Origin of the sequence: Flavobacterium tructae (assembly GCF_001853485.1) — a bacterium.
In the GTDB taxonomy this organism is placed as follows: Bacteria; Bacteroidota; Bacteroidia; order Flavobacteriales; family Flavobacteriaceae; genus Flavobacterium; species Flavobacterium tructae.
Window position 1 is genome coordinate 566142 of the sequence record NZ_MIKE01000023.1, and the last position, 14238, is coordinate 580379.

Here is a 14238-nt window from a genome sequence, read left to right on the forward strand (position 1 = left end):
AATTGAGAAAAGACCTTACACATATTAAGTTAGATGTTAACCGTGAAAAGTTAGACCAACTGGCACATAACTCAGAACCCGTAACTCATAACTTCACCACGGCCGAAGGAATTGAGCTCAAAAAAAGATACTCTGAAAAGGATCTTGAAGATCTAGAATTTCTTGATTTTGGAGCCGGGTTTGCACCCAACTTGCGCGGACCTTACGCTACCATGTATGTAAGACGTCCGTGGACGATTCGTCAATATGCAGGATTTTCGACCGCTGAGGAAAGTAATGCTTTTTACAGAAGAAATTTGGCCGCGGGACAAAAAGGACTTTCGATTGCCTTTGATTTACCTACCCATCGTGGTTACGATTCCGATCATGAAAGAGTAGTTGGTGATGTTGGAAAAGCCGGGGTAGCCATCGATTCTGTCGAAGACATGAAAATACTATTCGATCAGATTCCACTTGATGAAATGTCGGTTTCAATGACTATGAATGGAGCCGTTTTACCTATTATGGCTTTTTATATCGTTGCGGCAGAAGAACAAGGCGTGCCGATTGGGAAATTATCCGGAACCATTCAAAACGATATTCTGAAAGAGTTCATGGTGCGTAATACTTATATTTACCCTCCGACTCCTTCGATGAAGATCATTGCTGACATCTTCGAATTTACAAGTCAAAAAATGCCCAAATTCAACTCTATTTCAATTTCGGGATACCACATGCAGGAAGCGGGTGCCACTGCCGATATCGAATTGGCCTATACCTTAGCCGACGGTCTGGAATATATTAGAACCGGTCTCTCTACCGGAATGAGTATTGATGACTTTGCTCCCCGATTGTCTTTCTTTTGGGCTATCGGAATGAATCATTTTATGGAAATTGCCAAAATGAGAGCAGGTCGAATGATCTGGGCAAAACTGGTACAGCAATTCAATCCCAAAAGTGATAAATCTTTGGCGCTGAGAACCCATTGTCAGACTAGTGGATGGAGTTTAACTGAACAGGATCCGTTTAATAATGTCGCCAGAACTTGTATCGAAGCCACAGCAGCTGCTTTTGGAGGAACACAATCCTTGCACACAAACGCATTAGACGAGGCTATTGCTCTGCCTACTGACTTCTCGGCAAGAATTGCGCGTAATACGCAGATCTTTTTACAAGAAGAAACTAAAATTACCAAAACCGTGGATCCGTGGGGAGGAAGTTATTATGTGGAAAGCTTAACGGATGAAATTCTCAAAAGCACCTGGAAACTTATCGAAGAAGTCGAAGAATTAGGCGGGATGACAAAAGCTATTGAAGCGGGAATTCCGAAATTAAGAATCGAAGAAGCTGCGGCAAGAAAACAGGCCAGAATAGACAGTGGACAAGATATAATTGTTGGTGTAAATCAATATCGATTAGAAAAAGAAGATCCTCTACACATTCTGGATGTTGACAACCAAATGGTTCGCAAGCAGCAGGTGGATCAACTTCAAAAAATTAAAGAAACCAGAGATACTGAAAAAGTAAATCAATCACTCGAAAAATTAATTCATTGTGCAAAGACCGGAGAAGGTAACCTACTCGCAATCGCAATTGAAGCAGCCCGAAACCGAGCGACTTTAGGAGAGATTAGCGATGCCCTTGAAAGTGTATTCGGCAGATTCAAAGCACAAATTAAATCCTTTAGCGGTGTGTATAGTGCAGCAATAAAAAATGACGAGAATTTTGAAAAGGCAAAACAATTAGCAGATGCCTTTGCCAAACAAGAAGGAAGACGTCCCAGAATTATGATTGCTAAAATGGGACAAGACGGACATGACCGAGGTGCAAAAGTAGTTGCGACAGGTTATGCCGATGTAGGTTTCGACGTAGACATAGGTCCGCTCTTCCAAACTCCGGCTGAAGCTGCCAAACAAGCGGTTGAAAATGACGTTCACATCTTAGGAGTTTCATCACTGGCTGCCGGACATAAAACTTTAGTCCCTCAGGTGATTGAAGAACTTAAAAAACACGGACGCGAAGATATTATGGTTATTGTGGGGGGAGTAATTCCCGCACAGGATTACCAATTTCTTTTTGATGCCGGAGCAGTAGCTGTCTTTGGTCCCGGAACAAAAATTAGTGAAGCGGCCATTAAAATCTTAGAAATTTTAATTGATTAGAAGATAAATTCATTACGAGAGAGGCAATTGCCTCTCTTTTTTTATGCTTCTTGATATCATCCTATATTATCGATTAAAAACGGCCATAAAAAAACCTGCTTTTTACAGCAGGTTTTCTTTATAAAGCTTACACTTTATTAATGGTGTATTGTAGCGTTACTATCCGCTTCAATAAACGAAAGATCATAACCGCCAAAGGCTTTAAGGTAACTTTTTAAAGAAGTTCCATAGGCATCTCTAAAGTGTTGCCCTCCTTTGTTCTTAAAAAAGTTTTTAACTGAACCTGCACCACCAAGATGAGCAGCAGCCAAAATACCAGACTCTGTAATTTCAATACCGTTAATAATTTTCCCTTCATACTTTTCGATCTCATTGCGTAAAATCCATTTGTTTTTAGACAATAACACCAGAAATGCTTTTTCCTGTAAGGCAGGGTCTTTTAAAAAGGCTTTGTTGTTTTGAACACCAATAGCTCTCAGTGCCTGAGTCCCAAATTGATATTTCCCCATATAACCTAGCGAATTTACCAAACGATATTTCCCTTGAGATTCCTTAAAAGCTACAGCTTCTTTGAATCCAATAAGGCGTTTTCCGGTAAATGGAGTGTTTAATTTGTGTAAGGTAGGATAATCATCCTCTTCCTGTGATGGAAATACGTATTCAGATCCATCTGTTTTTTCTATTAGAAACCACGGTTTGGTTTCCAGATTAAAGGGTTTAAAACCCAAAGTCAAAAATGTAATAATAACGATCAAACTCGCATAAAAATACCACTTCTTTATCATAAATTGTTTTTCTTCAAAACGCTGTCACCTTTTTGAAATTTCTACGATGCAAAGGTAATAAAAAACAAATTATACTGATAATCAACAAGTTAATGTTTTCTAAAAATAGAAGGCATGCGCTTTAAGCCCTTTATTGGCGGAGTATTCGAGAGTTGGCGCCGGAATTTTTATTGTGTTAAAAACGGAAAAAATAGTCTTTAAAAAATGTGATTTTGTTTCAATTTTCGTCAAATTTACGTCAAAACTAAGATAAATCTGACGAAATCTTTTCGGGTTTTGTGTGAAATCAGGATTATCATTTTGTAAATTTCCGGTTAACATTCCATCAGCTCCATACCCAAAGGCTACATTTAACCACTTTGGAATTTTACTCTCTTTTGCGAAAGAATGAAGATTTACAGAGAGCCAATAGGTTTGCCCATTATAATCTTTTAAAAGCTGTTCATTTAGCGAACTTCCCAATACTTTAGGCCTTAAATTTGCATATTGTGTAGTATTAAAAGAGAATTTTGGAACAATACGCTGTTCTTTCCAAAGTAATTCCTGAGAAACATATAAGGCAGTACCGGTGGCATTAGCAATAACATCTCCTGAAGAAGCGCCCCATTCTGATGAAAATCCATCTAATACTTCGACAGCCGTCAGAAAGGCAAAGCCAAAACCTGCACCATAAATTAATTGTTTTTTTTGATCAGCACCACTCCATTTCATCATTTCAGCACCAAATCTTCCTAAATGATAAGCCGAATACATATGCCCCACCTTATCCATCTGAAGCCATTCGTTATTATCATTTATAAAATGGAAATTAGAGCGGGGATAATCAGCATACCAAAGCTGATTCAAACCCAGCAAAGTTACCGAAGCCAGAGTAGCTTCGGTAAATATGACTGTATTTTGTCTTTTTTTATTTAAAGTATCCGAAGGCGTTAAAAAATTTTCAACCCTGCTTTGAGCGTTCACTGAAAAAACACTCCAAAACCCTAAAACCGATAAAAAAAATATGCTTTTAAAATTCAAAACTATCTTGTTACGCCCTGACTAGCAATCCAGTCTGAATATTTTTTTGCATTTACATTGTGTTCTGCCAAAGTAGCAGCGAATTCATGGTATCCGAAACGTTCAACGCTTGCACAAAAATAAATATAATCGTTTTTCTCCGGGTTTAAAACAGCATCAAGGGCTGTAATATCAGGCATTGCAATTGGTCCCGGGGGAAGTCCGATATTCACGTAAGTATTGTAAGGCGATTTCATAATCAAGTCGTTGTAAAAAACTCTTTTAATTACCTGATCGAAATTATTGTCTCTGAGTTTTAAAGCGTAAATTACCGTTGGATCAGCCTGTAATGGCATTTCTAAACGTAAACGGTTCAAATAAACACCTGCAATGCGAGGTCTTTCATCTTTCTTTACGGACTCTTTATGAACGATGGAAGCTAAAATAGTAACCTGAACCGGAGTTAATCCTTGCTTTTTTGCCTTTTCGATTCTCTCTGCAGTCCAAAAATTATGATATTCTTTGATCATTTTATCACGAAACTTCTCTGCTGAAGTATTCCAGTAGATTTCATAAGTATTCGGAATAAACATAGCAAAAACGTTCTCTTCATTAAAACCATTTGCAGCTAAAAATTCCGGATCTCTAAAGGCTTTCAATAGCGATAAACTGTCCGCTTCGATTTCAGAACCAACTCTTCCTGCAAAATTTTCCAATCTCTCCTGATTATTAAAAGCTAATTTTACCGGAACATTAGAACGCATAGCACGAACCAAATCTATATTGTTCATGTCTTTTTTAAGCAAAAAACGACCTGACTTTACATTTTCAGGATAACTTCTTTTGTTAGCCACCATTTCAAAATCTTCAAAATTCTTGATATAGGGCTCCAATATTTTCTTCACATCGGTATACTTTGCTCCAGTTGGAACATACACGTACAATTCTTTCTCCTCGAATTTGGTATTGGCACTGAAGATTTTACTAATTAAAATAAATCCGTAAACCAATAAAACTGAAATTACGGCAACAGCAGTTAACGTGATGATTTTTTTTATGCTCAAAGTTTTAAATTTAAATGTGTTTATTAATTAACTGAAACATTGCTTCATCCTGATATTTGTTATGGAGCAAAACCCAGTCCTTCTTAATTCCTATTTTCTCAAAGCCAAATTTAGTAAAAAGAGCTACACTTGCTGCATTTCCCATAGCAATATTTGCATATAATTGGTGCAAATTTAAATGGTGAAATGCATACTTAATTAAAAGTCCTAATGCCTCAGATCCAACTTTTTGATTTCTGTTTTCATCCTTTTGAATGACTATCCCAATCCCTGCTCTGTTATTTTTCGGATCAAATTCAAACAAATCAATTAATCCGATCGCCGGAAAGTCCTGATCCTGACAGATCGCCAAACGCAATTGCTTGGCCTCATAAATATCCTGCTGTGCATTTTCGAGATACTGGCGGATCAAAAACCTGCTGTAAGGCGTCTGGGTGTTACTGACTTCCCAAATGCGCTCATCATTCTCCATAGCATACACAAACTCCAAATCGTCAGGTTCCAGTGCCCGCAAATAAATTGAATCGCCTTTGAGTGTTATCATTTGATTTTAGATTGTAGATTGCTGATTTTGGATCGTTTGAGACTAATTAAATTTCGATCGTTCCTTTGAAAACGAATTTGGCTGGCCCGGTTAGAAAAACATTGGTAAAGTGTTCGTCTGACTTCTCAAAAGAAACCACCAATTTTCCGCCTTCAACATTCAGATGAATTGACGTTTTATCTGTTAAACCAATAGCATTCATTGCAATTGCCACTGCCGTTGCTCCGGTTCCGCAAGCCAAAGTTTCATCTTCAACACCTCTTTCATAAGTACGCAATGAAAAGGTACTATCGTTTACTTTTTTTACAAAATTAACGTTACTTCCTTTTTCACCATATAATTCACCATAACGAATTGCGGCACCATTTTCTTTCACATTATAATGTTCTAAATCCTCTACAAGCTGTACGTGATGCGGTGAACCTGTGTTTAAAAAAGTATAAGAATCGTATTTTTTTACTTCATCCACATCAATCATCTGCAAGGAAATAATAGCATCCTCTCCCACCGAAGCATGATGCAATCCATCTGTTGCAATAAAGGTAGTTTTGTCGTCAATAACCCCCAACTGATTGGCAAAAGCTACCAGACAACGACCGCCATTTCCGCACATCGAACTCTGATTTCCGTCTGAATTATAATAGACCATTCTGAAGTCCGTTTCCGTATCATTTTCGAGCAAGATAAGTCCGTCCGCACCTATCCCGAAACGTCTGTCGCACAGGCGTTCAATCAATTTAATATTGTCTTTTGGAAAGAACTCTGAACGGTTGTCAATCATAACAAAATCGTTCCCGGTACCCTGATATTTATAAAATTCTATTTGCATTTTTTTTACATTAACTGACACAAAAGTACGAACAAATAATTAATGAAATGTTAATCATTGTTAAAGAGCGTTAAACCATTTTCTCAGATAATTTTTTGAAGTATTTTTACGTTAAAATAACCAATAATATAAACTGTAATATGAAAAGATTTTCAACCTTATTTTTAGTTTCACTGCTTAGCGGTGCAACTACCCTTGGTGCTTACAAATTATTATTTGAAAGCAGCAATTCTTTTTTTGGAAGAGGAAATTCTGTTGTTACTCTTGCCCCAAACTCATTTGGAAAAAACGTAGCACTATCTGCTGAAACGGTTGATTTTACAGCAGCCGCAGACAAAACCATTCACACTGTTGTTCACGTTAAAAATGTCTCGCGAAGAACCGTCAGCAATCCTATGATGGAATTTTTCTACGGTTATGGAGGTCAACAACAGCAGGAGCAAGTTGGAACCGGATCCGGAGTTATTATTTCGGAAGACGGATACATTGTAACCAATAATCATGTGATTAAAGATGCTACAGAAATCGAAATTACTTTAAACAATAAAAAATCATACAAAGCAAAATTAATAGGTACCGATTCTAAAATGGACATCGCTTTACTGAAAATTAATGCTGATGAAAAATTACCTTATACCGCTTTTGCTAATTCTGATTCTGTAAAAATCGGAGAGTGGGTTTTGGCAGTAGGAAATCCGTATAATTTAACCTCTACGGTTACTGCCGGAATTGTTTCGGCAAAAGCCCGAAATCTGGATACTAACGGAATTCAGTCATTCATTCAGACAGATGCGGCTGTAAACCCCGGAAATAGTGGTGGTGCATTAGTAAACACCAGAGGTGAGTTGATCGGTATCAATACTATGATCTCTTCTATGACCGGTTCTTATGTTGGATATTCGTTTGCTGTTCCGTCTAATATTGCCCGAAAAATAATCGAAGACATTATGGAATTCGGAAATGTACAAAGAGGTATTTTGGGTGTTGAAGGTGGTGAATTAAACAGTACTGCTTCCAAAGAACTAGGAATTACCGAAACACAAGGTTTCTACATTAGCAAAGTTTCTAAAAACTCCGGAGCCGAAAAAGCAGGATTGGGGAAAGGAGATATTATTATAAAACTTGACGACCAGAACATTGCCACTTATGCAGATCTGTCCGGTTATATTAATACCAAACGTCCAAATGATGTTGTAAAAGTGACCTATATTAAAGATGGAAAAACAAAAACAGTTCCGGTAACTTTAAGCAAAAATGAATTTTTCAGCACTGAATTTAAAGGAATCGAGCTGGAAAACATCGATGCCTCAGATAAAAAGAAATTCAAAATTGATTATGGTGTAAAAATCAGAAGCATCACTAACGAAAACTTAATGCAGTATCAAAATGAGCTTCAAGGCAATATTATCTTAAGTATTGACAATGTAAAAGCAACCAACATTGAAACTGTTTCTAAACTTTTAAACAATAAAAATGACGGACAAAGTGTGCGTCTTGAAATGATCAGTAAGTCGGGAGAAATTCTCAGAATTATTATTTAAACCTCTCCTTACGGTCGCAGTTATCAGTAGCAGTTTACAGCTTGTTTTACACTGGAAACCGAAAGCCGAGACTGAAAACTCCTAAAAAAGTCATCTTAGAAATAAGGTGACTTTTTTGTTTTCCTTCGCAAATGAGCTCCCATTTTCATTATCATAAGCTCAATTTTTAACTAATTAGGGAAAATTATTTTTTATATAAATTTCAAAAATAAATCATAAAACAGTTTACGAAATCGATTGAAATGGGTACTTTTGCGCAAAATTTAAAAATAGTCGTCTATTTATTTTTTCAATTTAATCAATTATGAGCAAAAAATCTTTGTACCAAAAAGAGGTATCATTACAAGTCGACCGAAGAAGAGCTGGTGTCGAATTAATCAAAATCATAAGCGATTTATGGTATGACAAATCCATTGAAATGGTTCTTTTCAAAAACCAATTACTGGATCAAAATGTCAGCGATATTATCAATTTGCATCAATATGCCGGTGAATTCGTAGGCAAGCCTATCACCATTTTTGATTCAGTGGAAATCGCGAGAGTTATTTTATCTTTAGATCTTCCACCTGCTAAGTTAGATCTTGGAAAACTAACTTACGAATATCGTTTGGAAGATGAAAAGTATCCTGATGCGCGATATTTTGTAATCGATAAATTGAAAGAAGCAAAATCTTCAGAAGAAATTCAGCCAAAAGATGTTGTTTTATATGGTTTCGGAAGAATTGGCCGTTTATTAGCGAGAGAATTAATGTCTAAAACCGGTAAAGGAAATCAATTGCGACTGAGAGCGATTGTTACCAGAGACAAAAATGACGCTTCGACATTAGAGAAAAGAGCTTCTCTTTTAAGATACGATTCAATACATGGAGATTTTCAAGGGTCTGTTACTGCCGATCCAAAGAACAATGCATTAATTATCAACGGAACTACCGTTCATATCATTACAGCAAATTCACCGGAAGAAATTGATTATACTTTATACGGAATCAATGAGGCCTTAGTTATTGACAATACAGGAGCTTTTACAACAGAAGAAGCTTTAAAAAGACACTTAACTTCTAACGGAGCCAGTAAAGTTTTATTGACTGCTCCTGGAAAAGGAGTTCCAAATATCGTTCACGGAGTAAACCATAACGAGTACAATCCTGACGAAATTGATATTTTCTCTGCTGCATCATGCACGACAAATGCGATCACACCAGTATTAAAAGCTGTTGAAGATACTTTAGGAGTAGTAAAAGGACATTTAGAAACCATCCATGCCTATACAAACGACCAGAATTTGGTTGACAATATGCATAAAAAATACCGTCGTGGAAGAGCAGCAGCTTTAAACATGGTCATTACCGAAACCGGTGCAGGAAGTGCCGTTGCAAAAGCATTGCCATCATTAGAAGGAAAATTAACATCTAATGCCATCAGAGTTCCTGTTCCAAACGGTTCATTGGTAGTTTTAAACTTAGAAGTTAAAAAAGCAACTTCGATCCCGGCTATCAACAAGATCATGAAGAAATACGCTTTGGAAGGTGAATTAGTAGAGCAAATCAAATATTCATTGAACAACGAATTGGTTTCATCAGACATCGTAGGAACTTCAGCGCCTTCAATCTATGACAGTAACGCTACAATTGTTTCTAAAGATGGTAAAAATATCGTCTTATACATTTGGTACGATAACGAATACGGCTATAGCCACCAGGTAATTCGTCTGGCGAAATACATTGCTAAAGTAAGACGTTTTACTTACTACTAGGATACACCAAAACCATTCATACAGCAAAAGCCATCAAGTTTTCTTGATGGCTTTTGTATTTTAGTTGTAATCACTTCAATTCTACCCGATTAAAATGAATCCATAGCACTTTTGTAAACTATATGGGTAAAACTGTAGTACTCTTTACCTCTGAAATTACAAAAACAGTATTGATCAGAGAAACTTCAGGAAGAACTGCTAATTTTTTTTGATGAAAGTGATGAAAACTTTCCATATCGGGAATGACAACTTTCAACATATAATCAAAATTTCCCGAAACATAATTACACTCCACCACTTCAGGCAGATTTAAAATAGACTGATTGAATCCTTCCGAAGTATCATAAGTCTGCTTCGTGAGGGTCACCTGACAATACACCGTTAAATTATTACCGAGTTTTTTCTTGTTTAAGATAGAGACATACTTCTCTATAACACCCTCTTTTTCAAGACGTTTCACCCTATCATGAACCGGTGTCAGAGACAGATTTATCTTGTTCGCAATGTCTTTTAAAGTATAATGCGCATTTTCCTGTAAAAGTCGTAAGATTTTCTTGTCAATTTCATCTAAAGCCATAACGAAAACGTTTTCATTGATTAATAAAATTTAGTCATTTTTTCTTTTTAGAGGCAATTTGCTTTCCTGAAACAGTATATTTTTCTGTAAAAGTATAAAATAAAATAATATTTTCTTATTTATTCCACATTAATCAATAATATATTCTCTATCTGTAGTTTTGTAAAACAATTTCAACAAAAAATAAAAAAGATAACAAAATGATAATAGGTGTTCCAAAAGAAATCAAAAACAATGAGAACCGTGTAGCATTAACTCCTGCAGGAGTTTCTGAAATGAAAAAACACGGACATACTGTTTACGTACAAGCTACAGCCGGTTTAGGAAGTGGTTTCAGTGATGATGAATATGCAAATGCAGGTGCGGTAGTTTTAGGAACTATTGAAGAAGTATATGCCATTGCAGAAATGATTATTAAAGTAAAAGAGCCTATTGCTTCTGAATACCCATTAATCAAAAAAGATCAATTATTATTCACTTACTTCCACTTTGCTTCATCAGAGCCATTAACTCATGCTATGCTTGAGAAAGGTGCTGTATGTTTGGCTTACGAAACAGTTGAAAAAGCAGACCGCAGTTTACCATTATTAGTACCAATGTCTGAAGTTGCAGGTCGTATGGCTATCCAACAAGGGGCAAAATACCTTGAAAAACCATTAAAAGGAAGAGGAATTCTTTTAGGAGGTGTTCCAGGTGTTCCACCAGCAAAAGTATTGGTTTTAGGAGGAGGGATCGTAGGAACTCAAGCTGCTAAAATGGCTGCTGGTTTAGGCGCTCAGGTTACTATCATGGATTTAAGCTTACCACGTTTACGTTATTTAGATGATATCATGCCAGCTAACGTGAACACAGAAATGTCTAACCACTACAATATCACTAAAGCAATCGCTACAGCTGATTTAATTGTTGGTGCCGTTTTGATCCCGGGAGCAAAAGCACCTCACTTAATTACTCGTGACATGTTAAAATTAATGCGTCCTGGAACTGTTGTTGTTGACGTAGCTGTAGATCAGGGTGGATGTATTGAAACTTGTACTCCTACAACTCACGAAAACCCAACTTTCATCATCGATGATATTGTTCACTATTGTGTAGCTAATATGCCGGGAGCTGTTCCTTACACTTCTACTTTAGCTTTAACAAATGCTACTTTACCTTATGCTGTACAATTAGCAAACAAAGGATGGGAGACAGCTTGTAACGAAAACGAAGAATTGAAAAAAGGATTAAACATTGCTAATGGAAAAATCCTTTACAAAGGAGTTGCTGAAGCGTGGAATTTACCTTTCAACGAAGAAATAGTGTTAGCAAACGCATAGTGCTAACATTAAAATAAGTGCTTACTAAATCACTATCAAAAGGCTTTTCTTAATTGAGAAGCCTTTTTTTACGCATAAAAAAACCTGTCATAAAACATGACAGGTTCTATAGCTTTCAAGTTCAGAAGAACTATTTTTCATCCAGAACTTCCTGCAACACTTTTGCTTCTGTTCCATTTGGAAAAGTTACTTTAATTTTTTGGGCTATTGTCGGCGCAATTTCAGTTATAGCCTTTTTGTCGTATGACTCACCTTTTTTAATATGCCATCCATAAAAAATAGCCGGCACATGTGTATCATAACTATAAGGAGTTCCATGTGATGTTCCTGTAGTAGAATATTCAATATTTCCAGGTTTATCAAGGATAATCAAATCTCCGTTTTGAGTTACATCATAACCTTTCGCTATAAAATCAAGGTAATAATCCTTTCCGGAATTTGCTAAAATTTCCTCTTCTGTATATGCTCTTTTAACTTGTGGCTGTGAAATCAAAAACTCTTTGAAACTCTGCTTCACTTTTACTAAATCAAGTCCTTTTTTCTTAAGAACTGGCTTATTCAAAAACACATTAAAGTTCGAATAATTTAAAATCAAATCTACACCAAATGTTTTCACTGAAAAATCCTGTAGACTCTTTCTAACATCCTTAACCGGATAATTGTTTACATTATATTTTCGATCCTTTAAATAGATCACATTCTCAGCACCCGCATGATCAGCTGTTAAGAATAACAAATAATTATCTTTCCCAACCGTTTTGTCTAAATAATTTAAAAAGTCAGCAATTGTTTGATCCAATCTTAAATAAGTATCCTGAAGTTCCATCGATCTTGGTCCAAGTAAATGCCCCACATAATCTGTAGAAGAAAAACTAACCGTTAGAAAATCAGTTATACTATCTTTCCCTAACTCTTCCTTCTCGATAGCCTTCATCGCAAATTCTGCCAACAAGTCATTTCCATAAGGAGTAGCTCTCAAAACCCCCGCATCATTCTTCTCGTACATACCTTTTAAATCATAAGGAAAAACCGGCGCAGCACTTCCATACAACTTCCCTTCGTATGGATTATTATCAGGTAAGCTTTCATTATAAACTGAAAGTGGCTTATACAAATCCCACCCTTTATTGATATACGTCATATAACGCTTCTCATTATTGAATTCCGAAACCCATTCTGGTAACTTTTCACCATAAAAAGTACTCGAAATAAAAGAACCTGTCTTACTGTACCAGAAAGCCCAATTCGCAAAATGTCCTGCCGGTAAAATCGCACCACGATCTTTCAAACTCATTCCAATCACTTTACCTTCAAAATTAGTTCCCATTCTTACTTCATCAGTAATAGTAGTACTTAGCAAGTTTTTAGGAGACATCGCGCCTTCTTCAGCAGTACCATCGCCTACTGTTTTCACACTAGCATCATCCGTGCAATAGGTATCTTTACCAAGGGTTCTGCTAAACCATTCATTTCCTACAATTCCATGAGTTGCCGGTGTGGTCCCTGTATAAATAGACGCATGACCAGGAGCAGTGTAAGTAGGCATATAATTGTAATGCATATTCTGGAAAGTATATCCATTATTCATCAATCTCTTAAATCCATTAGACGAAAAATCATCTGAGAACCGATACAAATATTCCATTTTCATCTGGTCTACCACAATACCTACCACCAACTTAGGGCGCTGCTGAGCACTTAAATTTGAAATTACAAACAGTGTCAACAATACAATAGTTTTTTTCATACTTAATTTATAATGTTTCAAACAAAAATACTCAATAGCATTTAAAAAAATCTATCACACCATCTTAAAAAACAAAAAATGACTGTATTTTAACAAAAACCAAATTAATAGAGCAATTATGGCGTTCCCCTTTGGGTCGGGCTGTCCGCTAAATCTTTTGCGATAGAAGTTTCAGGGAATTTTAAATGTACGGTAATCGCAAAAGGATATCGCTTCCATCCCTAACGCAGTCTGTGATAAAAAGAATATTCAAAGAAAATAGGACTAAAGTTTTTAACCGCAAAGTTCGCAAAGGTTTACGCAAAGCACGCAAAGAAAAAGGGCTGAAAGCCCGAAAAGCAAAGAGCATGGTGCAAAGCACTATGTATAAAGCAACAGCAAACATCGCCCTGAAAGGGCAAAAGCAATTTTCACTCCTGTAAATCAAAAAAAATCCGATCTAATCCGCGTTTTCGCCAGGCGAATCCGTATCATCCGTGTACTTTTTTAACCGCAAAGCGCGCAAGAATTTAAAAACGCTATAAAACAAAAAACCCTATCCGATTTGGATAGGGTTCTTAAAAGAAAGGCGACGACATACTCTCCCACATAACTGCAATACCATCTGCGCAGGCGGGCTTAACTTCTCTGTTCGGGATGGGAAGAGGTGAGCCCCGCCGCAATAACCACCTTAAGGCTGTTAGTTGCTTGGGCAACTTTTTAATTAACAATTGATAATTAAAACAATATTTTAACATACTGAGATAAAGAAACAAATAAGTTTTTAGTTAAGAAAGTTTCCTCCCGATAGCTTGCGCTATCGGGAAAAGGGTGTACATAAGCTTACGGATTATTAGTACTACTCGACTATGACATTACTGCCTTTACATCTATAGCCTATCAACGTGGTCATCTTCCACGATCCTTAAAAGAAATCTCATCTTGTGGTGGGTTTCGCGC

At 36.6% G+C, this 14238-nt stretch carries 11 protein-coding genes and 2 rRNA genes; 4 read left to right on the forward strand and 9 right to left on the reverse strand.

Annotated elements, in window-relative coordinates; all coding sequences use genetic code 11:
- Positions 1 to 2: 2 nt before the first annotated feature.
- Entirely contained in the window at positions 3 to 2141 is a 2139-nt protein-coding gene (gene scpA / locus BHE19_RS13440) for a methylmalonyl-CoA mutase (protein WP_070907529.1), read from the forward strand.
- A 137-nt stretch (positions 2142 to 2278) separates the two neighbouring features.
- Here the strand turns inward: scpA and BHE19_RS13445 are convergent, their stop codons facing one another.
- The 5 genes from BHE19_RS13445 to dapF all read right to left on the reverse strand — a co-directional run bounded on the left by BHE19_RS13445 (position 2279) and on the right by dapF (position 6362).
- Positions 2279 to 2926 (reverse strand): peptidoglycan-binding protein LysM, encoded by a 648-nt coding sequence (locus BHE19_RS13445; protein ID WP_070907530.1) that lies wholly within the window; start codon positions 2924 to 2926, stop codon positions 2279 to 2281.
- A 99-nt stretch (positions 2927 to 3025) separates the two neighbouring features.
- Complete coding sequence (locus tag BHE19_RS13450) at positions 3026 to 3946, reverse strand: DUF2279 domain-containing protein (RefSeq protein WP_070907531.1); 921 nt, start codon at positions 3944 to 3946, stop codon at positions 3026 to 3028.
- A 2-nt stretch (positions 3947 to 3948) separates the two neighbouring features.
- Entirely contained in the window at positions 3949 to 4989 is a 1041-nt protein-coding gene (gene mltG, locus BHE19_RS13455; protein WP_070907532.1) for an endolytic transglycosylase MltG, read from the reverse strand.
- A gap of 10 nt (positions 4990 to 4999) precedes the next feature.
- Positions 5000 to 5533 carry a GNAT family N-acetyltransferase gene (locus BHE19_RS13460; RefSeq protein WP_017498634.1) on the reverse strand — a complete coding sequence of 178 codons (534 nt, stop codon included), beginning with the start codon at positions 5531 to 5533 and terminating at the stop codon, positions 5000 to 5002.
- 46 nt (positions 5534 to 5579) lie between these two features.
- Positions 5580 to 6362, reverse strand: coding sequence for a diaminopimelate epimerase (gene dapF, locus BHE19_RS13465; protein WP_070907533.1), 783 nt, complete (start codon positions 6360 to 6362; stop codon positions 5580 to 5582).
- A 140-nt stretch (positions 6363 to 6502) separates the two neighbouring features.
- Between dapF and BHE19_RS13470 the strand changes: the two genes are divergently transcribed.
- Both BHE19_RS13470 and BHE19_RS13475 read left to right on the forward strand, forming a co-directional pair.
- Entirely contained in the window at positions 6503 to 7903 is a 1401-nt protein-coding gene (locus BHE19_RS13470; protein WP_070907534.1) for a trypsin-like peptidase domain-containing protein, read from the forward strand.
- A gap of 304 nt (positions 7904 to 8207) precedes the next feature.
- Positions 8208 to 9656, forward strand: coding sequence for a glyceraldehyde-3-phosphate dehydrogenase (locus BHE19_RS13475; RefSeq protein ID WP_070907535.1), 1449 nt, complete (start codon positions 8208 to 8210; stop codon positions 9654 to 9656).
- A gap of 118 nt (positions 9657 to 9774) precedes the next feature.
- Here BHE19_RS13475 and BHE19_RS13480 read toward each other — a convergent pair whose 3' ends face one another.
- Positions 9775 to 10233 (reverse strand): Lrp/AsnC family transcriptional regulator, encoded by a 459-nt coding sequence (locus tag BHE19_RS13480; protein ID WP_017498637.1) that lies wholly within the window; start codon positions 10231 to 10233, stop codon positions 9775 to 9777.
- A gap of 200 nt (positions 10234 to 10433) precedes the next feature.
- Here BHE19_RS13480 and ald point away from each other — a divergent pair, with 200 nt between their 5' ends.
- The gene (gene ald / locus BHE19_RS13485) at positions 10434 to 11552 is read left to right on the forward strand and encodes an alanine dehydrogenase (RefSeq protein ID WP_070907536.1); all 1119 of its coding nucleotides are present in this window, start codon (positions 10434 to 10436) and stop codon (positions 11550 to 11552) included.
- A gap of 130 nt (positions 11553 to 11682) precedes the next feature.
- Here ald and pafA read toward each other — a convergent pair whose 3' ends face one another.
- From pafA to BHE19_RS13505, 3 genes are all read right to left on the reverse strand, one after another.
- Positions 11683 to 13299 carry an alkaline phosphatase PafA gene (gene pafA, locus BHE19_RS13490; protein WP_017498639.1) on the reverse strand — a complete coding sequence of 539 codons (1617 nt, stop codon included), beginning with the start codon at positions 13297 to 13299 and terminating at the stop codon, positions 11683 to 11685.
- A gap of 563 nt (positions 13300 to 13862) precedes the next feature.
- Positions 13863 to 13972, reverse strand: a 5S ribosomal RNA gene (rrf, locus tag BHE19_RS13500).
- A 139-nt stretch (positions 13973 to 14111) separates the two neighbouring features.
- Positions 14112 to 14238, reverse strand: a 23S ribosomal RNA gene (locus BHE19_RS13505); the annotation flags it as partial.